Source organism: Inquilinus sp. YAF38 (assembly GCF_052113205.1).
Taxonomy (GTDB): Bacteria; Pseudomonadota; Alphaproteobacteria; order DSM-16000; family Inquilinaceae; genus Inquilinus.
The window spans coordinates 45,301-71,640 of record NZ_JBFRCU010000027.1 but is presented as its reverse complement, the minus strand read 5'-3'; the positions used below and the strand labels follow the sequence as shown (position 1 = coordinate 71,640).

At 70.4% G+C, this 26,340-nt stretch carries 28 protein-coding genes; 18 read left to right on the top strand and 10 right to left on the bottom strand.

Going from position 1 to position 26,340, the window contains the following annotated elements:
• Positions 1-58 precede the first annotated feature (58 nt).
• Positions 59-679 (bottom strand): FMN-binding negative transcriptional regulator, encoded by a 621-nt coding sequence (locus AB4Z01_RS14650; RefSeq protein ID WP_441694756.1) that lies wholly within the window; start codon positions 677-679, stop codon positions 59-61.
• Positions 680-1,032: 353 nt separating this feature from the next.
• On the opposite strand from AB4Z01_RS14650, the gene purB reads away from it, so the two are divergent.
• From purB to AB4Z01_RS14630, 4 genes are all read left to right on the top strand, one after another.
• Complete coding sequence (gene purB / locus AB4Z01_RS14645; RefSeq protein ID WP_441694755.1) at positions 1,033-2,325, top strand: adenylosuccinate lyase; 1,293 nt, start codon at positions 1,033-1,035, stop codon at positions 2,323-2,325.
• Between the two features lie 21 nt (positions 2,326-2,346).
• Positions 2,347-3,498 carry a trans-sulfuration enzyme family protein gene (locus AB4Z01_RS14640; RefSeq protein ID WP_441694753.1) on the top strand — a complete coding sequence of 384 codons (1,152 nt, stop codon included), beginning with the start codon at positions 2,347-2,349 and terminating at the stop codon, positions 3,496-3,498.
• 97 nt (positions 3,499-3,595) lie between these two features.
• Positions 3,596-3,895 carry a hypothetical protein gene (locus AB4Z01_RS14635; protein WP_441694751.1) on the top strand — a complete coding sequence of 100 codons (300 nt, stop codon included), beginning with the start codon at positions 3,596-3,598 and terminating at the stop codon, positions 3,893-3,895.
• Between the two features lie 107 nt (positions 3,896-4,002).
• Entirely contained in the window at positions 4,003-4,344 is a 342-nt protein-coding gene (locus AB4Z01_RS14630; protein ID WP_441694750.1) for a hypothetical protein, read from the top strand.
• Positions 4,345-4,395: 51 nt separating this feature from the next.
• Here the strand turns inward: AB4Z01_RS14630 and AB4Z01_RS14625 are convergent, their stop codons facing one another.
• Both AB4Z01_RS14625 and AB4Z01_RS14620 read right to left on the bottom strand, forming a co-directional pair.
• Positions 4,396-5,364: a DUF1186 domain-containing protein gene (locus AB4Z01_RS14625; RefSeq protein WP_441694749.1), complete on the bottom strand. Its 969-nt coding sequence runs from the start codon at positions 5,362-5,364 to the stop codon at positions 4,396-4,398.
• Positions 5,361-6,425, bottom strand: a complete 1,065-nt coding sequence (locus AB4Z01_RS14620) for a dipeptidase (protein WP_441694748.1) — start codon at positions 6,423-6,425, stop codon at positions 5,361-5,363. The genes AB4Z01_RS14625 and AB4Z01_RS14620 overlap by 4 nt, the downstream gene beginning before the upstream one ends.
• Before the next feature lie 197 nt (positions 6,426-6,622).
• On the opposite strand from AB4Z01_RS14620, the gene AB4Z01_RS14615 reads away from it, so the two are divergent.
• The gene (locus AB4Z01_RS14615) at positions 6,623-7,417 is read left to right on the top strand and encodes an SDR family NAD(P)-dependent oxidoreductase (RefSeq protein ID WP_441694746.1); all 795 of its coding nucleotides are present in this window, start codon (positions 6,623-6,625) and stop codon (positions 7,415-7,417) included.
• Here AB4Z01_RS14615 and AB4Z01_RS14610 read toward each other — a convergent pair.
• Entirely contained in the window at positions 7,336-8,298 is a 963-nt protein-coding gene (locus AB4Z01_RS14610) for a helix-turn-helix domain-containing protein (protein ID WP_441694744.1), read from the bottom strand. The genes AB4Z01_RS14615 and AB4Z01_RS14610 overlap by 82 nt on opposite strands.
• A 127-nt stretch (positions 8,299-8,425) precedes the next feature.
• Between AB4Z01_RS14610 and pobA the strand changes: the two genes are divergently transcribed.
• Positions 8,426-9,592 (top strand): 4-hydroxybenzoate 3-monooxygenase, encoded by a 1,167-nt coding sequence (pobA, locus tag AB4Z01_RS14605; protein ID WP_441694743.1) that lies wholly within the window; start codon positions 8,426-8,428, stop codon positions 9,590-9,592.
• 167 nt (positions 9,593-9,759) lie between these two features.
• Here the strand turns inward: pobA and AB4Z01_RS14600 are convergent, their stop codons facing one another.
• Together AB4Z01_RS14600 and AB4Z01_RS14595 are read right to left on the bottom strand one after the other, a co-directional pair.
• A complete protein-coding gene (locus AB4Z01_RS14600) occupies positions 9,760-11,376 on the bottom strand; it encodes a GMC family oxidoreductase (protein WP_441694741.1) in 1,617 nt (538 codons plus the stop codon).
• 203 nt (positions 11,377-11,579) lie between these two features.
• Positions 11,580-12,797 carry a mandelate racemase/muconate lactonizing enzyme family protein gene (locus AB4Z01_RS14595; RefSeq protein ID WP_441694739.1) on the bottom strand — a complete coding sequence of 406 codons (1,218 nt, stop codon included), beginning with the start codon at positions 12,795-12,797 and terminating at the stop codon, positions 11,580-11,582.
• 271 nt (positions 12,798-13,068) lie between these two features.
• On the opposite strand from AB4Z01_RS14595, the gene AB4Z01_RS14590 reads away from it, so the two are divergent.
• Positions 13,069-13,440, top strand: a complete 372-nt coding sequence (locus tag AB4Z01_RS14590; protein ID WP_441694737.1) for a YciI family protein — start codon at positions 13,069-13,071, stop codon at positions 13,438-13,440.
• Between the two features lie 31 nt (positions 13,441-13,471).
• Positions 13,472-14,737, top strand: coding sequence for an RNA polymerase sigma factor (locus AB4Z01_RS14585; RefSeq protein ID WP_441694735.1), 1,266 nt, complete (start codon positions 13,472-13,474; stop codon positions 14,735-14,737).
• 10 nt (positions 14,738-14,747) lie between these two features.
• On the opposite strand, the gene AB4Z01_RS14580 is transcribed toward AB4Z01_RS14585, so the two are convergent.
• Positions 14,748-15,656, bottom strand: coding sequence for a LysR substrate-binding domain-containing protein (locus AB4Z01_RS14580; protein WP_441694733.1), 909 nt, complete (start codon positions 15,654-15,656; stop codon positions 14,748-14,750).
• 148 nt (positions 15,657-15,804) lie between these two features.
• Here AB4Z01_RS14580 and AB4Z01_RS14575 point away from each other — a divergent pair, with 148 nt between their 5' ends.
• The 6 genes from AB4Z01_RS14575 (at position 15,805) to AB4Z01_RS14550 (ending at position 21,777) form a co-directional block, all read left to right on the top strand.
• Positions 15,805-16,965, top strand: a complete 1,161-nt coding sequence (locus AB4Z01_RS14575; protein ID WP_441694731.1) for an extracellular solute-binding protein — start codon at positions 15,805-15,807, stop codon at positions 16,963-16,965.
• Entirely contained in the window at positions 16,962-17,843 is an 882-nt protein-coding gene (locus AB4Z01_RS14570; protein WP_441694729.1) for an ABC transporter permease, read from the top strand. Before AB4Z01_RS14575 ends, AB4Z01_RS14570 begins: the two co-directional genes overlap by 4 nt.
• Entirely contained in the window at positions 17,840-18,658 is an 819-nt protein-coding gene (locus AB4Z01_RS14565) for an ABC transporter permease (protein ID WP_441694727.1), read from the top strand. The genes AB4Z01_RS14570 and AB4Z01_RS14565 overlap by 4 nt, the downstream gene beginning before the upstream one ends.
• 7 nt (positions 18,659-18,665) lie before the next feature.
• Positions 18,666-19,748 (top strand): ABC transporter ATP-binding protein, encoded by a 1,083-nt coding sequence (locus AB4Z01_RS14560; protein WP_441694725.1) that lies wholly within the window; start codon positions 18,666-18,668, stop codon positions 19,746-19,748.
• Positions 19,741-20,580, top strand: coding sequence for a glycerophosphodiester phosphodiesterase (locus AB4Z01_RS14555; protein WP_441694723.1), 840 nt, complete (start codon positions 19,741-19,743; stop codon positions 20,578-20,580). The genes AB4Z01_RS14560 and AB4Z01_RS14555 overlap by 8 nt, the downstream gene beginning before the upstream one ends.
• Before the next feature lie 63 nt (positions 20,581-20,643).
• The gene (locus tag AB4Z01_RS14550; RefSeq protein ID WP_441694721.1) at positions 20,644-21,777 is read left to right on the top strand and encodes a mechanosensitive ion channel family protein; all 1,134 of its coding nucleotides are present in this window, start codon (positions 20,644-20,646) and stop codon (positions 21,775-21,777) included.
• Between the two features lies 1 nt (position 21,778).
• Here AB4Z01_RS14550 and AB4Z01_RS14545 read toward each other — a convergent pair whose 3' ends face one another.
• Entirely contained in the window at positions 21,779-22,618 is an 840-nt protein-coding gene (locus AB4Z01_RS14545; protein WP_441694719.1) for an inositol monophosphatase family protein, read from the bottom strand.
• A 128-nt stretch (positions 22,619-22,746) separates the two neighbouring features.
• On the opposite strand from AB4Z01_RS14545, the gene AB4Z01_RS14540 reads away from it, so the two are divergent.
• Both AB4Z01_RS14540 and AB4Z01_RS14535 read left to right on the top strand, forming a co-directional pair.
• On the top strand, positions 22,747-23,100 hold the full coding sequence (locus AB4Z01_RS14540; protein ID WP_441694718.1) for a TfoX/Sxy family protein: 354 nt from the start codon (positions 22,747-22,749) through the stop codon (positions 23,098-23,100).
• A 6-nt stretch (positions 23,101-23,106) separates the two neighbouring features.
• Positions 23,107-23,796, top strand: coding sequence for an endonuclease III domain-containing protein (locus AB4Z01_RS14535; protein WP_441694716.1), 690 nt, complete (start codon positions 23,107-23,109; stop codon positions 23,794-23,796).
• Between the two features lie 4 nt (positions 23,797-23,800).
• On the opposite strand, the gene msrA is transcribed toward AB4Z01_RS14535, so the two are convergent.
• Together msrA and AB4Z01_RS14525 are read right to left on the bottom strand one after the other, a co-directional pair.
• Positions 23,801-24,412 (bottom strand): peptide-methionine (S)-S-oxide reductase MsrA, encoded by a 612-nt coding sequence (gene msrA, locus AB4Z01_RS14530; protein WP_441694714.1) that lies wholly within the window; start codon positions 24,410-24,412, stop codon positions 23,801-23,803.
• Between the two features lie 90 nt (positions 24,413-24,502).
• The gene (locus AB4Z01_RS14525; RefSeq protein ID WP_441694712.1) at positions 24,503-25,075 is read right to left on the bottom strand and encodes a histidine phosphatase family protein; all 573 of its coding nucleotides are present in this window, start codon (positions 25,073-25,075) and stop codon (positions 24,503-24,505) included.
• A gap of 258 nt (positions 25,076-25,333) precedes the next feature.
• Here AB4Z01_RS14525 and AB4Z01_RS14520 point away from each other — a divergent pair, with 258 nt between their 5' ends.
• Both AB4Z01_RS14520 and AB4Z01_RS14515 read left to right on the top strand, forming a co-directional pair.
• Entirely contained in the window at positions 25,334-25,552 is a 219-nt protein-coding gene (locus tag AB4Z01_RS14520; protein WP_441694710.1) for a CbtB domain-containing protein, read from the top strand.
• A gap of 11 nt (positions 25,553-25,563) precedes the next feature.
• Entirely contained in the window at positions 25,564-26,337 is a 774-nt protein-coding gene (locus AB4Z01_RS14515) for a CbtA family protein (protein WP_441694708.1), read from the top strand.
• Positions 26,338-26,340: the final 3 nt, after the last annotated feature.

Sequence of the window (26,340 nt, the reverse complement as noted above, 5' to 3'; positions counted from 1 at the left end):
CTTGTCTCACCGTCCGATATTGCGGTGCGGCGAGCAAGGGCCAGGGTGTCGCTGGGAGTCAGCCTTCCGGCACCAGCGCCGCGACCTCGCCCCGCCCCTCGCCGCGCAGCCCTTCGACCACGCCGGCGCGGTCGGCGGCGGGACGGTTCTGGCTCATCTTCCACTTGCCCTCCAGCCGCGCGATCGGCAGGGCGAAGCCGACGATGCCCTTGAGCTGGCCACGGACGAAATCGGCGGGGGCATCGGCCACCGCCCAGGGCGCGGCCCGGCCGCCCTCATGCCGCCGGGTCAGGCGGGTCACCAGGTCGAGCAGCCGGTCGGAATCGTCGAACATCTCCAGCGGCCCGCTGGCATGGATGGCGACGTAGTTCCAGGTCGGCACCACCTTGCCGGTCTGGCGCTTGGTCTCGTACCAGGACGGGGTGATATAGGCGTCCGGCCCCTGGAAGATCGCCAGCGCCTCCACCCCCGCCACGCCGCCGGCGGCATGCGGATTGGCCTTGGCGAGATGGCCATACAGCGTGCCGCTCGGCCCGGCCTCCGGGTCCAGCAGCATCGGCACATGGCTGGCGACCAGCCCGTCGGCGCCGAGGCTGACCAGCGTGGCTAGGCCGGCCTCGCGGATGGCGGCGTGCAGGATCTCGATCCGGTCTTCCCGGAAGGCGGGCGGGACATACATGGCGGTGGCCTGGGCAGCAGTGTGGTGCCGGACAGATGGCGATGAATCGGACTGGCCGCCAGGACCAATCGGCCGAATCCAGGCAGTCCAATTCCACTCGGCGCAGCGGCGGCATGCGCCCTCGGCAGGGCCGCGCGCTTCCGCCGTGCCGGCCGTTGCTGCTATATCCGGCCGCAGAACATCAGGATGGGTCGGATCTCTCTCACCTGTCATGCCCGGGCTTGACCCGGGCATCCAGAGGCTATCGACATCTTCTGGATTGCCGGGTCAAGCCCGGCAATGACAAAGAAAGGGAGGCCGGTCCTTCCCTCGACTGTGCCATCCCTTCCCTGCCTCGCATCTGGACCACGCCGATGATCCCCCGCTACAGCCGCCCCGAGATGACCCGGATCTGGGAGCCGGAGAACAAGTACCGGATCTGGCTGGACATCGAGGTCGCGGCGCTGGAGGCGATGGCGCAGCTGGGCATCGTGCCGGAGACGGCGGTCAAGGCGGTGCGCGAGCGCGGCAACTTCAACGTCGACCGGATCGACGAGATCGAGCGCGAGACCCGGCACGATGTCATCGCCTTCCTGACCAACCTGGCCGAATATGTCGGGCCCGAAGCGCGCTTCGTGCACCAGGGCATGACCTCGTCCGACGTCCTGGACACCACGCTGTCGATCCAGCTGTCCCAGGCGATCGACCTGCTGATCGCCGATGTCGACGGGCTGCTGGCGGCGCTGCAGCGGCGGGCGGAGGAGCACAGGCACACCCTGACCGTCGGCCGCAGCCACGGCATCCACGCCGAGCCGACCACCTTCGGCCTGAAGCTGGCCGGCCACTGGGCCGCCTTCCGCCGCAATCGCGACCGGCTGGTGCAGGCCCGGCGCGAGATCGCCACCTGCGCCATCTCCGGCCCGGTCGGCACCTTCGCCTCGGTCGACCCCTTCGTCGAGCGCTATGTCGCCGACAAGCTGGGGCTGCAGGTCGAGCCGGTGTCGACCCAGGTGATCCCGCGCGACCGCCACGCCATGGTGTTCTCGGTGTTCGGCGTCGTCGCCTCCTCGATCGAGCACCTCGCCATCGAGATCCGGCACCTGCAGCGCACCGAGGTGCGCGAGGCGGAGGAGTTCTTCCACCCGGGCCAGAAGGGCTCGTCGGCAATGCCGCACAAGCGCAACCCGGTGCTGACCGAGAACCTGACCGGCCTGGCCCGGCTGGTGCGCGCCGCGGTGATCCCGGCGCTGGAGAATGTGGCGCTGTGGCATGAGCGCGACATCAGCCATTCCTCGGTCGAGCGGATGCAGGCCCCCGATGCCACCGTCACCCTGGACTTCGCCCTGTCGCGCCTGACCGGCGTGGTCGACAAGCTGCTGATCTATCCGGAGCGGATGAAGGCCAATCTGGAATCGCTCGGCGGCCTGGTGTTCTCGCAGCGCGTGCTGCTGGCCCTGACCCAGGCCGGAATCAGCCGCGAGGCCGCCTACACCCTGGTCCAGCGCAATGCGATGAAGGTGTGGCACGAGGGCGGCAGCTTCCTCGACCGCCTGGCCGCCGACCCGGAGGTCACGATCCCGCGCGAGGATTTGGCGCACGCCTTCAGCTATGATTTCTACACCAAGCACGTCGACGACATCTTCGCCCGCGTCTTCGCGGCGGCCTGACACCGCTCGGGGGGCGGCGCGATGGACAAGAGCAAGCTTTCGGCCGCCAGCATCGCGGCCCAGGCGCTGGGCTGGGTCGACCCGGTGACCAAGGCGGTCACACCGGCGATCCACCCCTCCTCCACCTATATCCGCGACCCGGACAACCAGTACCGGTCCGGCCGGATCTACGCTCGGGACAACAACCCGAGCTACGACCAGGCCGAGGCGGTGCTGGCGGCGCTGGAGGGGGCCGAGGGCGCCGCTGTCTTCGCGTCCGGCATGGCCGCGGCGACCGCGGTGTTCCTGGCGCTGGCGCCGGGCGACCATGTGCTGGCGCCGAAGGTGATGTACTGGTCGCTGCGCAACTGGCTGCTGACCGAGGCCACCCGCTGGGGGCTGAAGGTCGAGCTGGTCGAAACCGGCGACATCGACGCCGTCCGCACGGCACTGCGCCCGGGCGAGACGAAGCTGGTGTGGCTGGAGACGCCGGCCAACCCGCTGTGGACCGTGACCGACATCGCCGCGGTGGCCGAGGTGGCGCATGCGGCCGGCGCCCGGGTGGCGGTCGATTCCACGGTGGCGACGCCGGTGCTGACCCGGCCGCTGGCGCTGGGCGCCGACCTGGTGATGCATTCGGCCACCAAATACCTGAATGGTCATTCAGACGTCATCGCCGGGGCGCTGGCCACCGCCCGCGACGACGAGACCTGGCAGCGGATCAAGCGCATCCGCGCCCAGAACGGCGCTGTGCTGGGCCCGTTCGAGGCTTGGCTGCTGCTGCGCGGCATGCGCACGCTGGTGCCGCGGGTGCGCCAGGCCTCGGCCACAGCGCTGGCGATTGCCGAGCATTTCCGTGGGCGCGACCTGGTCTCGGCCGTGCTGTATCCCGGCCTGGACGACGCGCCAGGCCATGCGGTCGCCGCCCGGCAGATGCAGGGCGGCTTCGGCGGCATGCTGTCGGTTCGCGTCAAGGCCGGCGTCCAGGCCGCGATCGCCACGGCGGCGAGTGTCGAACTGTGGAAGCGCGCCACCTCGTTGGGCGGGGTCGAGAGCCTGATCGAGCACCGCGCCAGCGTCGAGGGCCCGACCAGCCCGGTGCCGGACGACCTGCTGCGCCTGTCCGCCGGCATCGAGGACCCGGCCGAGCTGATCGCCGATCTGGAGCAGGCGCTGCAGTCCGCCGTAGCCTGAGGCGGCGGGGCTCGCCCCCCCTGTATTGGCTCTCCCGCTTGCCAGGTTATTGCCGAACGCCGGAACAAATCGCCGCCCTGTGTCTTTTGTGAAGATCATGCTGACGGCAGAGCGAATGACGAACGACGGCCAGAGCCTCGCGCAGACGCTGCATTTCTGGTTCCGCATCCAGGGCCAGAACTGGGAGGACGGATTTCCGCCCAGCCCGGAGGAGACGTGCTGGATCTCCCTGGCGATGGTGGCGGCGCGGCAGGGCAGCCTGGGGCGGACTCAGGAATGCATTCTGCACGCGATCCTGCAGGACCGAGACCCTCCCCCGGAGACCGGAGACTACAGTCTTGCCAGCTTCCGGCACGACCTCTCCGCCTTCCAGACGCGATATCTCGATAGCCATTAAAATCCCTGGAAAATCCGTAGGATAAATTATCTGAAAGGGTCTGCTTCGGAGTTGCCAAACATCCCGATCCAAGGGATCGTGGATGCTTGATTTCCGGGAGGCCCAGCATGGATCGGCCGACGCGCATCGTTCCACCGATCCGCTTCACCTCGACCGAGGGCGGCGAGGCGTCGATCGCCGCCGCCGCCACGCTGGTCGAGCATCTCGACGCGCTCTACGACACGTTGCTCGACACGAAGCGCCGCGAGGCGCATGTCGCCGGCACGCTGCGGACGAAGCATCTCGACACCATCGAAGGGCTGCTGTTTCGGGTGACCGACGAGATGGGATGCGGCGCGCCGCAGCTCAGCGATGCGCTGCGGACCCAGGCGGCGATGCTGATCGGCCAGTACCGGCCGACCGACACGCCGGTGCTGGCCGGCCGGAGCGAGGACCGGCCGGCGCTCTGACCGGCCCCCAGACCCGGCACCGATCGAGCGGCCCGGACTCAGAGAGCGAGGTCAACCCGCCTCCTTCCCCAGGCAGCACTTCTTGTATTTCTTGCCGCTGCCGCAGGGGCACGGGTCATTGCGGCCGACATCCCGCACCGGATTGACCGCGGGCTCGCCGAACGCAATGGACGGCCATCCACGGGGGACCAGCGGATCGTCCAGGTCGCCGATCTCATCGTCCGGCTCGTCCCCTCTCGCCAGCTGCGCCCGGTACTCCTCCGAGAAGCCGTGCCAGGTCGACAGGGTGCCGACCGCGTCCCTGAACGGACCGATGTGGTTGGCGGTGAAGCGCACCATCCGATCGGGGTCTTGGCGGGTCTGGCGGAGATCGTCGCGGAAGTCGCCGACGCCCATGATATGCAGGAAGAACTCTTCGACCAGCCGCTCCGCCTTGTCCGCCAGGTCCTCATAGCCCAGGCTCGAGACCGCGTTCACCCAGCCGAGCCAGACCATGTTCTCGTCCGGCTGGATCTGCTCGTGGAGATGCAGCAGATAGGCCCGCATCTCTTCGTCGGAGATCGCGCCCTCGCGGCAGTGCCAGGCCAGGGCATCGAACGCCGCCTCGCGCACGAACTCGTCGGCCGCGGCGTCCTCGATCACGGCCTTTAGCAGCGCCGCATTGCCGTCAAAGGTGCTGATCAGGATCTGGTTGAGCGTCTCGGCGATTGCATCCCCGAGAACCAGCTCGATCGCCTCGCTGTCGCGGGCTAGGCGGCAGAGAGCCGGAAAGGCGCGCGTCTCCTGCATCTCCGCCAGCAGGTGGAAGATGAAGAAGAGTGCATCTTCCATGCCCTCCGACCAGACGCGGCCATCGGCACAGCGCTCCAGCAGCTCGACGAAACGGGGGCCGGCTTCGTCCCAATGCTGCAGCGCCCAGGTCATGGCGTCCACGGGCAGGACGCCGTCCGGCGCCTCCGCGAGCTCGCGGATCGCGTCGTCGACAGTCATGATGGTCCGTTCGTCCGAGATTGCCGTCATGCGCCCCAGCTCCGCTCCAGCACCCCGAACCAGTTCTCGGTGCCGAGCTTGCGCAGCAGTGCGTCGTCATAGCCGTGGGCGCGCAGCGCCTCGAACAGCCGCGGCAGCCCGGCCGCATCCTTGATCGCCGCCGGCACGGTGGCGCCGTCATAGTCGGAGCCCATGCCGACGCCGTCCTCGCCCAACCGCTCGATCAGCGCATCGAGGTGCCGGATCATGACCTCGAGATCGGTGTCGGCATTCATCGACCCGTCCGGCCGCAGGAAGGCGGTGGCGAAGTTCAGGCCGACCATGCCGCGGCTCTCACGGATGGCATCGAGCTGCCGGTCGGTCAGGTTGCGCGCATGCGGGCAGACCGAATGGGCGTTGGAATGGGTCGCGACCAGCGGCGCCGTCGACAGCTCCGCCACGTCCCAGAAGCCCTTCTCGTTGAGATGCGAGAGGTCGATCAGGATGCGGCGCTCGTTGCACACCCGCACCAGCTCGCGGCCGGCATCGGTCAGGCCCGGGCCGGTGTCCGGCGTGCTCGGGAAGGTGAAGGGCACGCCGTGGCCGAAGGCGTTCGGCCGGCTCCAGACGATGCCGAGCGAGCGGAGGCCGGCGGCGTAGAGCAGATCGAGCATGCGGAAATCGGTGTCGATCGCCTCGCAGCCCTCGATGTGGAACACCGTGGCCAGCGAATCCCTGGCGATCGCGGCGCGGATCTCGGCGACGCTGCGGCAGACGCTGAGGCCACCGGCACGCTCGAGCCGCAGCAGGATCGAGGCCATCGCGATGGTCGAGGCCTGGGCGTCGGCCAACCCCAGCTCCGCCGGCAGGGGCACGGTGTAACTGCCGCCCTTCATCCGGTCGATCGGACTGCCGGAGCCCTGCACCGGCGGCGGGAAAATCGCGAACATGCCGCCGACGAAGCCGCCGCGGCGCGCCCGCGGCAGGTCGAGATGGCCGGTCGCCGTGCCCTCGATGAAGGCGGTTTCGGCCGAGCCGGCATGGGATTTCAGCAGGCGCAGCAGGACATCGTTGTGCCCGTCGAAGACAGGGATCGGCGCAGGCTCGGTCATCGGAGGTCCATCATCTCGGGAGCGCGGCCGTGGGTCGGCCGGACGCTTGCGAGTTGAGCAGCCTTGGCGCTCAGTGGCAAGGCATGGCAGCCCCACCCTGACACCGCCGCCGTGCCTGCCTATATCGAAGAATGGGCGCCGGCCGGATGCCGCCGCTTCCCTCCTTCCGTCATGCGGCAAGACCGCGGAGACAGCAGATGAAGATCGACCTGTCGGGCAAATCCGCCCTCGTCACCGGCTCGACCACCGGCATCGGCTTCGCCATCGCCCAGGGCCTCGCGGCCGCCGGCGCCGAAGTGATCGTGAACGGCCGCAAGCCCGCCGCGGTGGCGGAGGCGATCGAGCGGATCGGGCAGGCCGTGCCCGGCGCCGCGTTGCGCGCCGCCGCGGCCGACGTCTCGACCGCCGCAGGCTGCGCCGATCTGCTGGCGGCGGTGCCGGAGGTCGACATCCTGGTCAACAATGTCGGCATCTTCGAGATGAAGGACTTCTTCGACATCCCGGACGAGGACTGGACCCGGTTCTTCGAGGTCAACGTCATGTCCGGCGTGCGGCTGTCGCGCGCCTATCTGAAGGGCATGCTGGCGCGGGACTGGGGCCGGGTGGTGTTCATCTCATCCGAGTCCGGCCTGAACATCCCGGTCGAGATGGTGCATTACGGCTTCAGCAAGACGGCGCAGATCTCGATCGCCCGCGGCCTTGCCAAGCTGACCCGGAACACTGGTGTCACCGTCAACTCGGTGCTGCCCGGCCCGACCATGACGGACGGGGTCAAGGAATTCCTGCGCGGGATGGCGGAGGAGTCCGGCAAGTCGATCGACGAGACCGGGACCGAGTTCGTCCGCACCCACCGCCCGACCTCGATCATCGGCCGCATGGCGAYGCCGGAGGAGGTCGCCAACATGGTGATCTATGCCGTCTCGGCCCAAGCCTCGGCGACCAATGGCGCTGCCTTGCGGGTGGATGGGGGCGTGGTCGACGCGCTGACCTGATCTCGTACGATCCGGCCGTCGCCGCCGCGGCGGAAGGCGCGCGGCGACCGGCCGGTCTCCTTGGTGAACAGCCGCGAGAAATAGGCCGGGTCGCTGAAGCCGAGGGTGTAGGCCGCCTCGGCCACCGAGACATTGGTGTAGAGCAGCAGGCGCTTGGCCTCGAGCAGCAGCCGGTCCTGGATCAGCCGGGCCGGCGGCGCGCCCGCCACCCGGCGGCAGGCGGCCCAGAGCCGCTTCGGGCTGACCGCCAGCGCCCGGGCATAGTCCTCGACCTCGTCATGGGCGCGGTAGCGCTGCTCGATCCGTTCACGGAACCGGGCCACCAGTAAGGCCTGCGGGCCTGGCGCTGCCGTCTCCCCGCCCCCGGCCTGCGGCGCCAAGCGCAGCACCTCGACCAGGATGCCGACCAGCAGCGCCTCGACCGCCGCGGCGCGGCCGGGCGCAAGCCAGGCCAGCTCGCGCGACAGCCGGCCGAGGCTGGCCAGGATGAAGCCCTGATCGACGACCGGGATCACGGCCGGCGCCGCAAAGAGCGGCCGGAACTCCGGCTCCCGTCGCATCAGCTCGCGCAGGGTGGCGTCCGACACGGTCAGGACGGAGCCGACCGTCTCCGGCTCGAAGTCGAAGCCGTGCACCACCCCCGCCGGCATCAGCAGCAGGCAGGAAGCCTGCAGCCGGATCGACTGGCCCTCGGCCCGGGCGATGCCGCCACCGCGGGTGAAGTGGAAAATATGGTTCAGGTTGGCATGGGCGTGAGCCCGGATGGTCCACCCGCTCGGCCGGCTGCGATCTTCCAGCGCCTCCAAGTGCAGGAACCGGTCGTCGACCGTCCGCGGCGCCTCGCCATAGAGGAAGAAGTTCGGAATCGCAGGTGCTTGCACGGGTTCCTGCCTCCTGATCGTCCCAAGCGCACGGGAAGAACTGTCCAAGTTTTCCGATGCCGCGTCCATGGCTTTCCGCGCCGCTGCGCCTAGCCTTTTCCGAGAAGGACAGGCTCCGGGAGGGCCCATGCGCACCCAGATCGCGATCATCGGCGCCGGACCGGCCGGGATGGTCCTGGCCCATCTGCTGCACCGCGCCGGCATCGATGCCGTGGTGGTCGAGCGCCGCAGCCGCGACTATGTCGAGGGCCGGGTCCGTGCCGGGGTGCTGGAGCAGGGCACGGTCGACCTGCTGGACCGGCTCGGCCTGGCCGAGCGGCTGCGCCGCGAGGGGCTGCCCCATGCCGGCACCAACCTGGCGGTCGACGGCGAGATCTTCCGCATCGACATGCAGGCCCTGACCGGGTCCTGCATCACGGTCTACGGCCAGCAGGAGGTGATGCGCGACCTGTTCGACGGCGCCGCGGCGCGGGACCTGCCGGTGGCGTTCGAGGCCGGGGATGTGGCGCTGCACGGTATCGACAGCGACCACCCTTCCGTCACCTGGCGCCAAGACGGCACGGAGCAGCGCCTGGACTGCGACTTCATCGCCGGCTGCGACGGCTTCCACGGCATCAGCCGCCGCTGCATTCCGGACGGGGTACGGCGGGAGTTCGAACGGGTCTATCCCTTCGGCTGGCTCGGCGTGCTGGCCGAGGTGCCGCCGGCCCATCACGAGCTGATCTACGCCAATCACGAGCGCGGCTTCGCTTTGGCCAGCATGCGGTCGGCCAGACGCAGCCGCTACTATGTGCAATGCCCGCTGGACGACCGGATCGAGGACTGGCCAGACGACCGGTTCTGGAACGAGATCTGCCTGCGCCTGGGCCCCCAGGCGGCGGTGGTGCGTGGCCCGGCCCTCGAGAAGAGCATCGCGCCGCTGCGCAGCTTCGTGTCCGAGCCGATGCGCCACGGCCGGCTGGTCCTGGCCGGCGACGCCGCCCATATCGTGCCGCCGACCGGGGCCAAGGGGCTGAACCTGGCGGTATCCGACGTGGCCATGCTGGCCGAGGCCTTCGGCGAATTCTATGCCGAGCGCTCGGCCGCCGGGATCGATGGCTATTCGGCCCGCGCCCTGGCCAGGATATGGAAGGCGGAGCGCTTCTCCTGGTGGTTCACCGGCCTGACCCACCGCTTCCCCGACACCGGGCCGCTGGAGCGCCGGCTGCAGCGGGCCGAGCTGGAGTACATCCGCGCCTCCCGAGCCGCCCAGACCGTGCTGGCCGAAAACTATGTCGGGCTGCCGCTCGTGTGACCCAGTGACGCGTTGCCTCTCCCGTTTACGGGAGAGGTCGGAGACGCGAAGCGGCTCCGGGTGAGGGCCCTTTGTCGAGGCCCGGACCAACCCTCACCCGGTCGTCCTGCGGACGCCCGACCTCTCCCGCCAGGCGGGAGAGGCAACGCAAAGGAGCTGCGTCCCCATTATGACCCCGCATCCGCCAGGATCATCGCGGCGCCCTTTTCCGCCACCATCATGGTCGGGGCGTTGATGTTGCCGGCGGTGATGTTGGGGAAGACCGAGGCGTCGACCACGCGCAGGCCCGGCACCCCGTGCACCCGCAGCCGGGCGTCGACCACCGAAGTCGTCGCGTCCGGCCCCATCGCGCAGCTGCCGCACAGATGGTAGATCGAGCCGCTGTTCGCCCGGAACCAGTCCAGCAGCGCGTCGTCGCTCTCGGCCCCGGCGGAGGGCGGCATCTCCTCCACCGTGATTGCGGCCAGGCTCGGCGCCGCCATCATCCGGCGCGCCAGCCGGCTGGCCTGCAGCACCTCCTCGATGTCGCGATCGGTGGACAGGTAGTTCGGCCGGATCTTCGCCGCCGCCGCCGGGTCGGGCGAGGCGATGGCGATCTCGCCCCGGCTGGTCGGCCGGCATGAGTTGAAGGCCAGCAGGAAGCCCGGATAGGGCTCCGGCTTCAGCCCGGCCTTCGGGCTGTCGGGGATGCGGTAGGACAGCGGGTTGAAATACATCTGGATGTTCGGCCGCGCCTCGCCCGGCGCGCCGCGGAAGAAGCCGCCCGCCTGGTTGACGCTCATGGCGAAGGGGCCCTTGCGGGTCAGCAGGTATTGCAGCCCCAGCCGGGCCTGGCCCCACGGACTGCCGAAGGGGCCGTTCAGCGTCGGCACACGCGAGCGGTAGTAGAAGCTGGCGCAGAGATGGTCCTGCAGGTTGCGGCCGACCGCCGGCAGGTGATGCGCCACCGCCACCCCGGCCCCGGCCAGCTGCGTACCGTCGCCGATGCCGGACAGCTGCAGCAGCTTCGGCGTGTCGACCGCGCCGGCGGCCAGGATCACCTCGCGCCGGGCCGTGACGATCCGGGTCTCCGCCCCCTGCCGGATCTCGACGCCGGTGGCGCGGCCGGTCTCGTCCAGCACCACCCGCAGGGCCTGGGTGTCGCGCTCGACCGTCAGGTTGCGGCGGCTCAGCGCCGGGTGCAGATACTCGAAGCTAGAAGACGACCGCCGGCCGTCATGGGTGTTGACGTCGTAGACGCCGGCGCCCTCGATCGACGCGCCGTTGAAATCGCCGTTCTCCGGCAACTGCAGCTCGCGGCAGGCGGCGAGATAGGCATCGGTCACCGCATGGGTGGCGCCGCGCATCGGCGTGACATGGATCGGCCCATCGCCGCCATGCCAGTCCGAGGCGCCGCCGGCATGGCTCTCCAGCCGGCGGAACTGCGGCAGCACGTCGTCATAGGCCCAGCCGGGATTGCCGGCGGCGGCCCAATCGTCGAAATCGGCCGCGGCGCCGCGCACGAACACCATGGCGTTGATCGAGCCCGATCCGCCCTGCACCTTGCCGCGCGGGACGTAGATGCGGCGGCCGTCCAGCGCCGCCTCCGGCTCCGACCAATACATCCAGTTGACCCGCGGGTTGTAGTAGCTGCGGGCGTAGCCGACCGGGATGCGGAACCAGAAGGAATCGTCGCGGCCGCCGGCCTCGAGCAGCAGCACGCTGTGCCGGCCGCTCTCGCTCAGCCGCGCCGCCAGGATGCAGCCGGCCGAGCCGGCGCCGACGATGACGTAGTCGTGGGTCATGCGACGATTGTCCCGAATGTCGGCTGCATGCCCGCGATGAGGATCGTGGAGAACCGGCCTCGACCCTTACTGTCATTGCCGGGCTTGACCCGGCAATCCAGGGGCCACCCAGAGCAGCGTCGGCATTCTCTGGATGCCCGGGTCAAGCCCCGGCATGACAGAATGGAGGGGATCACTTCAGATCAGATCCTTCAAGAACTGCCTCAGCCACGGGCCGGGGCGAACTGCTTCACGTCGGCGGGCTCGGGCGCCATCTGCAGGTGCAGCCGGTCGCCGGTGTAGGGCGAGTGCTTCGCCACCACGTCCAGGTTCAGCTCCACCCCCAGCCCCGGCTCGCGCGACGGGATCAGGTAGCCGTCGTCGAAGGTCAGGGGCTTCTTCAGGATCTCGCCGTGGAAGCCGCCGTAATCGAGGATGGATTCCTGGATCAGGAAGTTCGGCGAGCAGGCGCCGACCTGGATGCTGGCGGCGGCGACCACCGGCCCGCAATAGACGTGCGGCGCCAGCTGGGCATAGTAGGCCTCGGCCATGCTGGCGATCTTCTTGGTCTCCAGGATGCCGCCGACCCGGCCGATATCGGGCTGCAGGATCGAGGCGGCGCCGAGCTCCAGCACCCGCTGGAACTCGTATTTCGTGCACAGCCGCTCGCCGGTCGAGATCGGGATCGAGGTCGCGCGCGCCACCTCGGCCATCGCCGCCTCCTGCCCCGGCGGCACCGGCTCCTCGAACCACAGCGGGTCGTATTTCTCCAGCCGCTTGGCCAGGCGGATGGCCGAGGACGGCACCATCTGGCCATGGGTGCCGAACAAGAGGTCGGCACTGCTGCCCACCGCCTCGCGCACCTTGCGGCAGAAGGTCTCGCAGCGGTCGAGCACGCCGAGCGAGATCTGGTGCCCGGAATAGGCGGTGTAGGGGCCAGCCGGGTCGAACTTCACCCCGGTGAAGCCCATCCTGACCATCTCGACGGCGCATTCGGCCGCCAGATCGGGGTCGTTGAAATCGAACTCGCCGGCCGAATTCTTCGGGTAGAGATAGGTGTAGGCGCGCAGCTTCTCGTGCACCAGCCCGCCCAGCAGGTCGTAGACCGGCCGGCCGGCCGCCTTGCCGATGATGTCCCAGCAGGCCATCTCCAGCCCCGAGACGATGCCCATCATCGTCGGGTCGGGGCGCTGGGTGAAGCCGCTGGAATAGGCCGACCGCCAGAACCGCTCGATCCGGTGCGGGTCGTGGCTCAGCAGGTGGCGCTCGAACACGTCGTCGATCAGCGGCACCATCGCCTGGGGATGGAAGGCGGTCGAGTAGATCTCGCCGACGCCCTCGATGCCGTCATCGGTCTTCAGCTGCACGAAGATCCAGTACATGCCGCCGACATGCGGCGGCGGAACGGCGACGATATGGGTCTGGAGCGATGCGATCTTCATACGGAGGCCTTTCGCCTGAGCCGGATCAGAGGCGGCCGTGGCCAGATCGTCCCGACGCCGGCACGCTGCAGTCGATGGCCGAGTTGGCCGCAGCGGCCGGCCGGGCGCAAACGAGTTGTTCTCAGGCAGAGCATTCCGAAAGGGAATGTTTCGGCCGGGCGCATTTTTTCCCGCGGCGGCTGTCGATCCATGCGGGGCTGGTTCGTCGACTTGAATGGCGGGACAATTCGGCGGCGACGGCGTCCGCGGCCCGCCCCAGAGGAGAATTCGGATGCGCTTCATGTTCATCGTCACGTCCGCCCATACCATGGCCCCGACGCCGGAGCTGATGGAGGCCATGGGCAAACTGGCCGAACGCGAGATCAAGAGCGGCCGCATGCTCGACAATGGCGGGCTGATGCCGCTCGCCACCGGGGCGCGGGTCAGCGTCGCCGACGGCGCGCTCAGCGTCGTCGACGGCCCCTTCGTCGAGGCCAAGGAGATGATCGGCGGCTACGCGATCTTCGAGCTGCACAGCAAAGAGGAGGCCGTCGCCTCGGCGGTCGAGTTCATGCAGCTGCACAAGGACTTCATGCCGGGCTGGGAGGGCACCTGCGAGGTCCGCGCCTTCGCCAGCGACTGCGACCCGGTGGTCGCCGCTTGACCCTGGCGGCGGGCGGGCGGGAGCGGCGGCCGTGACGGCCGCCGACGCCCACCGCGCGATCCTCGCCGTGTGGCGGATCGAGCAGCCCCTGCTGATCACCAGCCTGGCCCGGATGCTGCGCGACGTGCCGCTGGCCGAGGAGCTGACGCAGGAGGCGCTGCTCGCCGCGCTGGAGCGCTGGCCGGAGACCGGCGTGCCGGAACGGCCCGGCGCCTGGCTGATGGCGGCGGCGAGGCGCCGGGCGTTCGATCATCTGCGCCGCCGCCGGATGCTGGACCGCAAGCATGAGGTCATCGCCCGCGACCTGGAGGAGGAGCAGCAGGCCATGCCCGACTTCGATTCCGCCCTGGACGACGACATCGGCGACGAGCTGCTGCGGCTGGTCTTCACCGCCTGCCACCCGCTGCTGCCGCGCCAGGCCCGCGCGGCCCTGGCGCTGCGGATGATCTGCGGCCTGACGACCGAGGAGATCGCCCGCGCCTTCCTGGTGCCGGAGGCGACCGTGGCCCAGCGCATCGTCCGGGCCAAGCGGACCCTGTCGGAGTCCGGGCTGGCCTATGAGACGCCGCGCGGCGAGGAGCTGTCGCAACGCCTGTCCTCGGTGCTCGAGGTGGTCTACCTGATCTTCAACGAAGGCTACACCGCCGCCCGCGGCGAAGACTGGATGCGCCCGCAGCTCTGCGACGAGGCGCTGCGCCTGGGCCGCGTGCTGGCATCGATCGCGCCACAGGAGCCGGAGGCGCACGGGCTCCTGGCCCTGATGGAGCTGAACGCGTCGCGCCGGGCCGCGCGGACCGATACGGCGGGCGACCCGATCCTGCTGCTGGACCAGGACCGCCGCCGGTGGAACCAACTGCAGATCCGACGCGGGATGCGGGCGCTCGGGCGCGTCCAGGCGCTGGGCGGCGCCGGCGGCGTCTACGCCCTGCAGGCGGCGATCGTCGCCTGCCACGCCCAGGCGGGGACTGCGACCGAGACCGATTGGCCGCGGATCGTCGAGCTTTACACCACCCTGGCGGCGCTGACGCGGTCGCCGGTCATCGAGCTGAACCGAGCCGTGGCCGTCGGCATGGCGCAGGGGCCGGAGGCGGCGCTGGCGATCGTCGACGGGCTGGCGGACGAGCCGGCGCTGCGGAGCTATCATCTGCTGCCGAGCGTCCGCGGCGACCTGCTGCGCAAGCTCGGCCGCAATGGGGAAGCCCGCACCGCTTTCGAGGCAGCCGCCGCACAGGCCGGCAACCGGCGCGAGCGCGACCTGCTGCTGCGCCGCGCCGCCGAGGCGGCTGCGGCCCCGTGACCGGCCGAGGTCAGCCGGCCGGCACGACGGCGGCGATCTCCGCCGTGAGCCAGGCGCGAAACAGGGCGACATTGGCGCTGTCCTCCGGCTCCGCCCGGGTTACCAGCCAGTAGGATTCATGGCCCTCGACCTCGACATCGAGCAGCTGGACCAGGCGGCCCGAAGCCAGCTCGCGTTCGACCATGAAGCGATCGACCACCGAGACGCCCAGCCCGTCGCAGGCGGCCTCGATGGCGAGGTCCAGCAGATCGAACTCCAGCCCGCCGCGAGTGTCGACCTGGTCCAGCCCGGCCGCGTTCAGCCAGTGCCGCCAGGTCAGATAGCGCCGGTCGTCCGAGGCCAGGACATGCAGGAAGGTGAAGCGCGACAGGTCGGCCCGCCGGTCGCGGTCGATGCCCTGAAGCAGCGCCGGGGCGCAGACGGCGATGTGCCGCTCGGTCATCAGCCGCGTCGCCTTCAGCATCGGCCATTCGCCGTCGCCGAAGCGGATGGCGCAATCCAGCAGGCCGCGCTCCGCCAGGCTGTCCGACAGCATGGTGCCGAGGCTGATGTCGAGCTCCGGATGGGCGCGGCGCAGGCCGGGCAGCCGCGGCATCAGCCAGCGTCGGGCGAAGGTCGGCGGCACGTTGATCCGCAGCCGGTTGCGGTTGCCCTTCTCCTCGATGCCGCGCACCGCCAGCTCGACCTCGTGGAAGGCGTGCTGCAGCGCCTCGAACAGCTGCACGCCGGCGGCGGTCAGCTCCAGCCGGTGGTGGCGGCGGACCAGCAGGTCGGCACCGAGCCGTTCTTCCAGGTGCTTCACCTGCCGGCTGACGGCGCTCTGCGTCAGGTTCAGCCGCTCCGCCGCCCGGGTGAAGCTGCCGGTCTGGCCGACCACCTCGAAGATCCTCATGGCGGTCAGGGCGGGAAGTCTGCGCATCGGGGTCTCGGCAGGTCGCGGACGCCGCATGGTATAGCGCATCGCGGCGCCGCGCCGTCACGAAGCGGTGGCCCGGCTGTCATCACGCTGTCATGCTTCGTGTCTAAGGCAGCACCCACAAGCCATGGGATCGTCTTCGGGGGGCAGGATGCTCAATCGCCGTCAGGTTCTTTCGGCCGGCGTCGCCGCCGGCGCCATCGCCCTGGTGCCGCAGCGCCGGGCCCGCGCCGCCGCGACGCGGATCGATGTCTACACCGCCAGCGACGCCAACATCTCGGACTGGTGGAGCAATGTCCTGAAGCCGGCCTTCGAGGCGGCGCATCCCGATTTCGAGATCAACATCGTGATCTCGCGCGGCGCCGGCAGCGGCGGCATCGTGGCGATCGCCGACCGGGYGTTCGCGGCGCTGAAGGCTGGCGCCGACCCGCAGGTCGACTTCTTCGAGCAGCACGACCCGCGGCTGCCCAAGGACGGCATCGAGGCCGGGCTGTGGGTCCGCCTCGACGCCGGCACAGTTCCCGGCTATGGCCGCGTCAACCCGCTGGCGATCGAGACGCCCTACGGCCTGCCCTATCGTGGCTCGCAGGTCGTGCTGGCCTATGATTCGGAGAAGGTGGCCGAGGCCGAGCTGCCGAAGGACTGGCCCGGCCTGGTGGCCTGGATCAAGGCCCATCCCGGCCAGTTCATCTACGGCCGGCCGGACAAGGGCGGGTCGGGCCGCAACTTCGTGGTCCGCGCCATCCACGAGGCCAACGGCCGCGACCCGGCGCTGTTCACGGTCGCCGGCTTTTCGAAACAGGCGGCGGAGGAGCGGCTGCCCAAAGCCTGGGCCATCCTGAACGACCTGGCGCCGTCGCTGTACGAGAACGGCGCCTATGCTGCCGGCAACACGCCGACGCTGCAGCTGCTGGCCAGCGGCGCGGTGTCGATGATCCCGGCCTGGTCGGACCAGGCGCTGCAGGGCATCGCGCAGGGCGTGCTACCGCCCTCGGTCAAGCTGTTCCAGCTGCAGGACCTGGCGTTGTGCGGCAGCTTCGCCGATGCGGTCGTGCCCAGCAACGCGGCGCACAAGGACGCCGCCCTGGCCCTGGCCGACTTCCTGCTGACCGACGAGATCCAGGTCTCGGTCGTCAAGGACCTCGGCGGCTTCCCCGGCGTCGACTGGGGCAAGCTGCCGGCCGAGCTGAAGCAGCAGTTCGCCGCGGTGATCCCGACCTCGATCCCCACCTATCCGGGCGGCGACTGGGAAGCGGCGATGAATGACGGCTGGTATCGCAACGTCGCCCCCAACGTCGACCGGTCGAAGTGACCGAAGGGGCGGCCCCGTCCCTGCGAGCAGGCGTCATCCGGCGGCAGGCCCTTGGCCTGCTGCTAGTGGCCGCGCCGGTGCTGCTGGTGGTGGCGCTGGTGCTGGTGCCCGCGGTGTCGGCAGTCCTGACCACGCTGCGGGTCGAGGTCGACGGCCGCAGTGTGTTCTCCCTGGCGAACTACGCCGACTTCTTCGCCGACCCGCAGAGCCGCCGCAATCTCGGATTCACCCTGTGGACCACGGCGGTGGCGACGGCGCTGCTGCTGGCCCTGTGCCTGCCGCTGGCGGTGTATCTGCGCTTCGCCAGCGGGCGGCTGCCGGCGGTGGTGCAGGGCATCGCCGTGTTCCCGCTGTTCGTGCCCGGCATCATCGTCGCCTATGCGCTGATCCGCTCGATCGGGCCGAACGGCCTGTTGGCCACGATCCTCGCCGCCTTCGGCATCGGCGGCTACGTCTCGCCCTATCTCGGCCCCTGGGGTCCGGTGATCGGGCTGGTGTGGGAGGGCGTGCCTCTGACCCTGCTGGTGCTGCTGTCCGGCCTGGCCCAGGTGCCGCTGCCGGCGATCGAGGCGGCGCGCGACGTCGGCGCCGGGCCGTTCCGGATCCTGGTCAGCATCATCCTGCCGCTGATCCGCAACTCGCTGCTGATCGCCTTCGCGCTGGAGTTCCTCAACATCTTCGGCGCCTTCACCCTGCCCTATCTGCTCGGCCCGGCCTCGCCGGAGATGATGGGCGTGTACATGCAGCGCACCTTCGGCGACGTGCGCGACCCGGTCGCGGCCCAGACCCAGGCCGTCGTCACCTTCCTGATCTGCGCCGCGGTCGGCGTGCTGTATGTCCGCGCGATCTCGAAGTCGCGCGCCCGGGGGGCCTCATGACCGTGGCCCGGAGCCTCCTCCCCCGCCTGCCCGGCCCGCTGCTGGCGACGGTGCTGAGCGTGGCGATCATCGTGCCGATCGCCACCGTGTTCCTGTGGGCCTTCGCCGAGGCCTGGCGCTACCCGGCCCTGCTGCCGACGCAATGGGGCTTCCGCTTCTGGGGCATGACCCTGGCCAGGGCCGATGTCTGGTCGGCGCTGCGCACCTCGCTGGCGCTGTCGGTGACCGTGACCGCGATCTCGGCCGCGATATGCCTGCCCGCCGCCTATGCCTTCGCCCGGCTCGACTTCGCGGGCAAGCAGCTGCTCCTGCTGTCCTTCCTGGCGACCCAGGCCTTCCCGAAATTCGGCCTCTACGTCGCCATCGCCGCGATCTTCCTGCAGCTCGGCCTGGTCGGCACCTTCGCCGGCGTCGCCATCATCCAGGTGCTGAACACGCTGCTGTTCATGATCTGGATCCCGGTCGCCGCCTTCCAGAACGTCGACCGCAGGCTGGAGGAGGCGGCCCGGGACGTCGGCGCCGGGCCGTTCCGCACCTTCTGGCACGTCACCCTGCCGCAGGCCGGCCCGGCCATCGCCGCCGCCCTGCTGCTGAGCTTCGTCGGCACCTTCTACGAGACCGAGGGCGCCTGGCTGATCGGCGCGCCGACGGTGCGGACCATGCCGATCCTGATGATCTCGCTGATCAACAACCAGCTGGTGATCCAGTACGGTGCGGTGCTGTCCGTGCTGCTGTGGGTCCCGTCCTTCGTCGCGCTGCTGTTCGCGCGCAACATCCTCAGCGCCCGCACCATTGCGCGCGGGCTCGGAGCCTAGGGAACGCATGGCCACGCTCGAGCTCGACCGTTTGACCAAGCGCTTCGGCGAGACCGCCGCGGTCGACCGCGTGTCGCTGGCGATCGGCGACGGCGAGCTGGTCTGCCTGCTCGGCCCGTCCGGCTGCGGCAAGTCGACCGTGCTGCGCATGATCGGCGGCTTCGAGACGCCGAGCGACGGCCGGGTCGCGATCGACGGCGCCGATATCGGCGCGCTGCCGCCGAACCGCCGCCCGACCGGCATGGTGTTCCAGAGCCACGCGCTGTGGCCGCACATGACCGTGTCGCGCAACATCGCCTTCGGCCTGCGGCTGCGGCCGCTGTCGCGCGGCGAGGTCGACCGCCGGGTCGACGGCGTGCTGGATCTGGTCGGCCTGTCCGGCTACGGCAACCGCTATCCCGGCCAGCTGTCCGGCGGCCAGCAGCAGCGCGTCGCCATCGCCCGTTGCGTCGTGCTGGAGCCGAAGATCCTCTTGATGGACGAGCCCTTCTCCGCCCTCGACGCCCATCTGCGGGTGCGGCTGCGCGAGGAGGTGCGGGCGATCCAGCGCCGCCTGGGCCTGACCACCGTCTTCGTCACCCACGACCAGGAGGAGGCGATGACGCTGGCCGACCGCATCGTGGTGATGAAGGACGGGCGGATCGAGCAGGTCGGCCGGCCCGGCGAGATCTATGCCCGGCCCGAGACCGAGTTCGTCGCCGGCTTCATCGGCACCATGACCCTGGCCGAGGCGCGGGTGGAGGCCGGGCGGCTGCGCTGGCACGGTCTGACGATCCCCTGCGACCTGCCGGACGGCCCCGCCACTTTGGCGCTGCGGCCGGAGGATCTGGTCTCCGTGCCCGCCGGCACGTCGGACGCCGTCTCCGGCCGGGTCGCCCGGCTGGTCGATCTCGGCGCCGTGCGGATAGCGGATGTCGACATCGGCAACGGCGCTGCGCTCAAGCTGCAGCTCGGCCGGGCCGGCATCGCCGAGGGCGCCGCGGTGACGCTGCGTCCGACCCGCTGCGCCGTGTTCCGCCCGGGCGAGCCGGCCCGCCACCTGACCCTGGCCGAGCCCGCCGCCCGCACGCAGGAGCAGGCGCATGCCTGACGGTATCGGGATCCTTTCCGGCGGCCACCGCACCCGGYTGAAATGGCACCGGCTGCAGCGCCGGCCCGAGGACATCCCGTTCACCCCGGCCCGGCTGCGCGAGGGCATGGCGCTGGGCGCGTCGATGGAGGTGGATCTGCGCCGCCGCGCCGATGGCGGCTTCGCCTGCCTGCACGACGAGACGCTGGACCGCGAGACCACCGGCCGCGGCCCGGTMGCGGCGGCCGGCTTCGCCGACCTCCGGGCCTTGCGGATGCGCGGCAAGGACGGGACGCCGACCGAGGAGCGGCTGCTGCTGCTCGAAGACCTGACCGAACTGGCCGCGGCCGGGGCCGATCCCGCGACCCTGGTTCAGCTCGACCTCAAGGAGGCCGATTCGGCGCTGGACGACCGCAGCGTCGACGCCTTCCGGACGGCGCTGGCGCCGGTGGCCGGCCGCTTCATCCTGAGCGGCGGCGACTGGGCGGCGGTGCGCCGCCTGGGCGCGGACGTGCTGCGTCTCGGTTTCGATCCCTGCGACAACGGCACGCTGGAAACGCTGGCCACCGCGGCGGACGCAGAGCGCTTCATCGCCGCGGCGTTGGGTCGCGCCCCGGAGGCGGCGATGATCTACCTGTCCTGGCCGATCGTGCTGCGCACCGACGCGCTGGGGGTCGACCTGATCGCCGCCTGTCATGCCGCCGGCAAAACAGTGGACGCCTGGACCCTGAACCCAGACCATCCCGGCGCCGCGGCCGCGCTGGCCCGGCTGGTGGCCCTGCGCGCCGACCAGATCACCACCGATGCGCCGGGCGCGCTGGAGGCGCTGTTCGCGGCGACACGGCGACACTAGGGCGGAACCCATCGCGCCCCCTCGCATTGCAGTGCACAGGGGACACCCGCACGGGACCGCCGAATGATCGATGCCATCGTCCGCTGGCTGGACTGGTTCCAGGCCCAGTTGCCCTGGATGCCGCCCTGGGCGATCAGCGCCGGCCTGCTGGCCCTGGCCGTGGTGGCCGCCAGGGCTGCCCACAAGATCCTGTTCCGGACTGCGACCCGGATCGTCGCCGGCAAGGACCTGTTCTGGCGCTCGCTGGTGTCCCGCACCCATGGGCCGACGCGGCTGGCCGCGATGATCGTGGCGATCTCCGCCGCGGCCACCGTGGCGCCGCTGACCGACGCCGAGACCGGCGTCGTGCGCCAAGTCCTGCTGCTGGGCTTCATCGCCCTGCTGGGCTGGGTGGCGCTGACCGCGCTGCACATCTGGATGACGGTCTATCTGCGCCGCTTCACGCTGGATGCCGAGGACAACCTGCTGGCGCGCAAGCACGTCACCCAGACCCGGATCCTGCGCCGGGTGGTGGCGACGCTGATCGTCATGGTCACCCTGTCCGCCGCGCTGATGACCTTCGAAGAGGTGCGGCAATACGGCATCAGCCTGCTGGCCTCGGCCGGCGCCGCCGGCCTGGTCATCGGCCTGGCGCTGCAGCCGATGCTGAAGAACATGATCGCCGGCATCCAGTTGGCCGTAACCCAGCCGATCCGGATCGACGACGCCGTGCTGGTCGAGAACGAATGGGGCAATATCGAAGAGATCACCGCGACCTATGTCGTGGTCCGGCTGTGGGACTGGCGCCGGCTGGTGCTGCCGCTGAGCTACTTCATCGAGCACCCGTTCCAGAACTGGACGCGCGAGGGCTCCGCTTTGATCGGCAGCGTCTTCCTCTATGTCGACCACACCGCGCCGGTGGAGGAGATGCGGCGCAAGCTGGACGAGATCGCCAAGGCGTCGCCGCTGTGGGACGGCCAGGTCACCGTGCTGCAGGTCACCGATTTCCACGAGCAGGTGATGGAGATCCGCATGCTGGTCAGCGCCCGCAACTCCGGCCGCGCCTTCGACCTGCGCTGCGAGGTGCGGGAGAAGATGATCGCCTGGCTGCAGCAGGCGCACCCGCGCGCCCTGCCCCGCTGGCGCGGCGAGGTGCAGCCGCCGGAGGTCGAGGCTCAGGAGATCGTCCGCCGCCGGGCCGTCGGCGGCCGCGGTTGAGTCAGTCTTCGCTGAGCAGGCCGACCAGCCAGGGATGCAGGCCGGGATTGGCGCCGAGCACCGCCCCGGTCGCCGGGATCGGGCTGCCGTCGAAGCCGGTGGCGACGCCGCCGGCCTCGCGCAGCACCAGCACCGCCGCGGCATAGTCGAGCGGCGACAGCCCGTCCTCGAAGAAGGCGTCGTGCCGGCCGGCCGCGACATAGCACAGGCTGAGCGCGGCGGAGCCGAGGCGCCGCACCCCGGCGGCGCGGTCGATCACCCGGCGCAGCGCCCGGTGATAGGCCTCGACCTCGATGCTGCGGACCTGGCCTGGAACGGGCAGGCTGGCGCCGACCAGCGCCTCCTCTGGCGCCACCGCACGGTCGATCCGCAGTCGGCGGCCGTTGAGGAAGGCGCCGAAGCCGCGCTCGGCGACGAAGGCCTCGCCCAGGCTGGGGTCCAGCACCACGCCGGCCACGGTCTCGCCGGCCTCGACCAGGGCGATGGCGATGCCGAAGAACGGCATGCCCCAGGCGAAGTTGGTGGTGCCGTCGATCGGGTCGACCAGGAAGGTGCCGGCCCCGTCGCGCCGGATCGCCGTGCCTTCCTCGCCGGTGATGGCGTGATCCGGGAAGGCGGCGGACAGTGCCGCAACCACGGCCGCCTCGGAGTCCCGGTCGGCGGCGGTGACGAAGTCCCGCGCGCCTTTGCGTTCCAGCGCCGCGCCCTCCCAGCGCCCGGCATGGGCCCGGAGGGCCCGGATCGCCTCGGCCCCGGCCAGCGCCGCCTCCAGCATGCGCCGGCTGCGGTCGGTCGGCGCCAGGGCGGCAAGGTCGATGGTCGGGGCGGGCGGTCGAAGCATGGTCGGCCTCAGTGCGGAACGGAGGTCCTTATCCCACGCGGCCTGCAGGTGGCCAAGGCACCGATTCCCACTTGATTTGTTCCACATCTGTTCCCATGATGAGTTATCGCCTCCCTCGAGGATCGAGCATGGCGGCCCGCGACAGCCTCATCGAGTTCCTGCGCGACCAGATCGCTCCGCTCGGCCCGATCGCGACCCGGCGAATGTTCGGCGTGACCGGCTTGTTCTGCGAGGGGGTGATGTTCGGCATGATTGCGGAGGACGCCCTCTATCTCCGGGTCGACGATCACAACCGCGCAGCCTTCCAGGAGGCCGAGGCCTTCCCACCCCTGAGCTACGAGAAGCAGGGCCGCACCATCGATCTCTCCTTCTGGCGCGTGCCGGACCGGCTGTTCGACGAGCCGGACGAGCTGATCGACTGGGCTCGAGCCGGGCTGGCGGCCGCGCATCGGGTTGCGGCCGCGGGATCTCGCGCCCGGTGACCGGCGATGCAGCTTTCCCTCGCCCTCGACGACCGCCCGCTGCTGCCCCGGGTGCGGGACCGGCTGCTGGCCCGGCTCGGACCGCGGCGCGACGGCCGGCGCCGCGACCCGGTCAGCCAGCTGGTCCGCAGCATGCTCGGCTCCAAGACCCGGGACGAGGTCACTCGGCGCGTCTTCAGGGAGCTGCGCCAGCGCTATCCATGCTGGGACGGGCTGGGCGAGGCATCGCCGCGCGCGATCCTGCGCGTCATCTGGCCGGTGAACCTGGCGGGACCGAAGGCTGAGCAACTGCCCCAGGCCCTGCGCATGATCGTCGCCTGCACCGGCCGCCTCTGCCTCGACCATCTGGCCGATCTGGACGAGGAGGCGGCCATGCAATGGCTCCGCCGCCTGCCCGGCGTCGGCTCGAAGATCGCGGCCGAGGTGCTGAACTTCAGCACGCTGCGCAAGCGTGCCTTGGTCGTCGACACGCAAACACTGCGGCTCGGCGGCCGGCTGGGGCTGCTGCCGCTCGAGACGGATTACGACGCCGGCCATGAGCAGTTGATGCGCCAGCTGCCGGATGCGTGGGACGCCGAGGATCTGGCCGAGCTCCACCGGCTGATGAAGCTGCTGGGCCAGACCATCTGCACCGCCCATGCCCCTTCCTGCAGCGCCTGCCCGCTGCGCGACCTCTGCCCACGCCGCGGGGTATGAACCGTCAGCCCGCCTTCACCGCCGGCTTCAGCAGGTCGCCATGCACCGCTTTCAGCYTTTCGACCTTCGGGGTCGAGACTGCGCGGATATAGGGCTGGTTCGGATTCCGGGCGGCGTAGTCGTGATGGTACTGCTCGGCTTCGTAGAAAGCCTCGAGCGGCATCACTTCGGTCACGACCGGCGTGTCGAACAGCCGGTCCCGCTGGATCTGGGCGATATAGGCCTCGGCCACCCGCTTCTGCTCGTCGTCGGCGTAAAAGATCGCCGAGCGGTACTGACGGCCGACATCGTTGCCCTGGCGGTCCTTCTGAGTCGGGTCGTGGGCGATCGAGAAGAACAGCTTGAGGATCTGGCCCAGGCTGATCTTGCCGGAATCATAAGCCACCTCGATCACCTCGGCATGGTCGGTGGTGCCGGTGCAGACGGTGCGGTAGTCGGCCGTCTCCCGGGTGCCGCCGGCATAGCCGGGCCGCACCGACAGCACTCCGTCGAGCTGGCTGTAGACCGCCTCGGTGCACCAGAAGCAGCCGCCGCCCAGCACGATCGAGCGACGGCCCTGCTCGGTTGCGTCCAGCTCGGGGGCGGGAAAGGTCCAGGGATCGATCTTCAGGGCCATGGGATGTCTCCGGCGGCCGGGCGCGGCCGCAAGCGCGATGCAGTCTCCAAAGTGAGATCGCCGCTCCGGCAGGACAAGTCCCCGAGGCCTTCAGCCGGCGAAGGGAAGGCCTGAGGCACGCCAGGCCCAGCGCCTGCCGTCATGGCTCAGCTCGACGACGCTCAGCGGGGCGATATCGATGCGCCAGAAGGAAGAGGCCGGCGCCGCCAGCACATGCAGGACCGCCGCCCGGATCATCGATGCATGGGTGACGGCGATGCCGTGACCGCCCTCGCCGGCCCTGGCGTCGAGCCAGGACGCGGCCCGGCACAGCACTGCCGACAGCGGCTCGCCGCCATGCGGGGCCGCATCCGGATCGGCCAGCCAAGCGATGACTCCCTCCGGCTCCTCGGCCTGGATCTCCTCCAGCCGCCGCCCGGCCCAGCGCCCGTGATCGACATCGCGCAGCGCCGGCTCCTCGACCGCATCGAGCCCGAGCGCAGCCACGGTCTGCCGCGCCCGCAGCGCCGGGCTGGTCCAGGCCCGGTCGGCCCGCCGGATCATCGGCTGCAGCGCCGTCGCCCGAGCCAAAGCACGCTCTTCCAGCGGCTCGTCGGCGGGAAACGCGCCCGACCGGGTGGCGGCGGTGGCGCCATGGCAGATCAGCGTCAGGCGGGTCGGCATCGGCGGGACCGTTCGGCGGCGGTGGTGCTGGCCGTCAGCAAAGCACAGCCCACCGCCCGCCGGCAGCGGCTTCGATTGACAGACGCCGGGCCGCGACCCATGCTGCAGCCGGTCGCCATGGATGCGGAAGCCGGTGGAAGTCCGGCACGGTCGCGCCACTGTGACCGGGACGGCGTCGCCGACGCGGTTCCGGAAGTCAGACCTCGCCATGGCCCGGTGCATATCAGCGGGACGCGTTTATCCCAGGGGAGCCCTATCATGTCCGTCACCACCGCCACGGCCCGTCCGATCTCCATTCCCGTCGGTCCGATCCCGGTCGGTGAGGTGCTGCCCTGGGCGGTGTTCGCCGGGCTGCTCCTGCTGCTGGCGGTGTATTTCGTCGGAGCCGAGCAGGGTGCGACCTCGCTCCTCTCCGGCAGCTATGTCCACGAATTCGTGCATGACGGCCGCCATCTGCTCGGCTTCCCCTGCCACTGAGGCCAACCGCCATGGTTGGAAGCCTGTTGCTGCGCGGCATGCTGGTGGGCGTGCTGGCGGGGCTGCTTGCCTTCGGCTTCGCCCGGATCTTCGGCGAACCGCAGGTGGACCGGGCCATTGCCCTGGAAGGGACGCTGGGCCATTCGCATGAGCACGGCGACCACGCCGCGGCCGCCCCGGCCGGCGGCGAGGCGGAGGAGCCGGAGCTGGTCAGCCGCGACACCCAGGCCGGGCTCGGCCTGCTGACCGGCGCGGTCGTCTACGGCGCCGCCATCGGCGGGCTGTTCGCACTGGTCTTCGCCTTCACCTATGGCCGGGTCGGCCGGCTCGACCCCCGCGCCACCGCGGCGCTGCTGGCGCTCGCCGCCTTCGTAGCACTGGTGGTGGTGCCCAGCCTGAAATACCCGGCCAATCCGCCTGCGGTCGGCAATCCGGACACGATCGGCGAGCGCACGACGCTGTTCTTCGTCATGCTGGCGATCTCGGTCGCGGCCCTGGTGCTGGCCGTGAACCTCGCCCTCGGTCTGGCCCGGCGCCGTGGCGGCTGGAGCGCTGGCCTGATCGCAGGCGCCGTCTACATCGCCATCATCGCGGTCGCGCAGGTCGCGTTGCCGGTGGTGAACGAGGTGCCGGACGGCTTCCCGGCCGACCTGCTGTGGCAGTTCCGGATCGCCTCGCTCGGCATGCACGCCGTGCTGTGGACCACCATCGGCCTGGGCTTCGGCGTCCTGGCCGAACGGTCCTTCGCCCGCCGCACCAGCGGGCGGTTCGCGCTGTCCCGCTGACCC

Bases quoted from the DNA above. Each gene is read 5' to 3' on its own strand.
- AB4Z01_RS14650 (WP_441694756.1), bottom strand. From the start codon at position 679: ATGTATGTCCCGCCCGCCTTCCGGGAAGACCGGATCGAGATCCTGCAC.
- purB (WP_441694755.1), top strand. From the start codon at position 1,033: ATGATCCCCCGCTACAGCCGCCCCGAGATGACCCGGATCTGGGAGCCG.
- AB4Z01_RS14640 (WP_441694753.1), top strand. From the start codon at position 2,347: ATGGACAAGAGCAAGCTTTCGGCCGCCAGCATCGCGGCCCAGGCGCTG.
- AB4Z01_RS14635 (WP_441694751.1), top strand. From the start codon at position 3,596: ATGCTGACGGCAGAGCGAATGACGAACGACGGCCAGAGCCTCGCGCAG.
- AB4Z01_RS14630 (WP_441694750.1), top strand. From the start codon at position 4,003: ATGGATCGGCCGACGCGCATCGTTCCACCGATCCGCTTCACCTCGACC.
- AB4Z01_RS14625 (WP_441694749.1), bottom strand. From the start codon at position 5,364: ATGACGGCAATCTCGGACGAACGGACCATCATGACTGTCGACGACGCG.
- AB4Z01_RS14620 (WP_441694748.1), bottom strand. From the start codon at position 6,425: ATGACCGAGCCTGCGCCGATCCCTGTCTTCGACGGGCACAACGATGTC.
- pobA (WP_441694743.1), top strand. From the start codon at position 8,426: ATGCGCACCCAGATCGCGATCATCGGCGCCGGACCGGCCGGGATGGTC.
- AB4Z01_RS14600 (WP_441694741.1), bottom strand. From the start codon at position 11,376: ATGACCCACGACTACGTCATCGTCGGCGCCGGCTCGGCCGGCTGCATC.
- AB4Z01_RS14595 (WP_441694739.1), bottom strand. From the start codon at position 12,797: ATGAAGATCGCATCGCTCCAGACCCATATCGTCGCCGTTCCGCCGCCG.
- AB4Z01_RS14590 (WP_441694737.1), top strand. From the start codon at position 13,069: ATGCGCTTCATGTTCATCGTCACGTCCGCCCATACCATGGCCCCGACG.
- AB4Z01_RS14580 (WP_441694733.1), bottom strand. From the start codon at position 15,656: ATGCGCAGACTTCCCGCCCTGACCGCCATGAGGATCTTCGAGGTGGTC.
- AB4Z01_RS14565 (WP_441694727.1), top strand. From the start codon at position 17,840: ATGACCGTGGCCCGGAGCCTCCTCCCCCGCCTGCCCGGCCCGCTGCTG.
- AB4Z01_RS14560 (WP_441694725.1), top strand. From the start codon at position 18,666: ATGGCCACGCTCGAGCTCGACCGTTTGACCAAGCGCTTCGGCGAGACC.
- AB4Z01_RS14550 (WP_441694721.1), top strand. From the start codon at position 20,644: ATGATCGATGCCATCGTCCGCTGGCTGGACTGGTTCCAGGCCCAGTTG.
- AB4Z01_RS14545 (WP_441694719.1), bottom strand. From the start codon at position 22,618: ATGCTTCGACCGCCCGCCCCGACCATCGACCTTGCCGCCCTGGCGCCG.
- AB4Z01_RS14540 (WP_441694718.1), top strand. From the start codon at position 22,747: ATGGCGGCCCGCGACAGCCTCATCGAGTTCCTGCGCGACCAGATCGCT.
- AB4Z01_RS14535 (WP_441694716.1), top strand. From the start codon at position 23,107: ATGCAGCTTTCCCTCGCCCTCGACGACCGCCCGCTGCTGCCCCGGGTG.
- AB4Z01_RS14525 (WP_441694712.1), bottom strand. From the start codon at position 25,075: ATGCCGACCCGCCTGACGCTGATCTGCCATGGCGCCACCGCCGCCACC.
- AB4Z01_RS14520 (WP_441694710.1), top strand. From the start codon at position 25,334: ATGTCCGTCACCACCGCCACGGCCCGTCCGATCTCCATTCCCGTCGGT.
- AB4Z01_RS14515 (WP_441694708.1), top strand. From the start codon at position 25,564: ATGGTTGGAAGCCTGTTGCTGCGCGGCATGCTGGTGGGCGTGCTGGCG.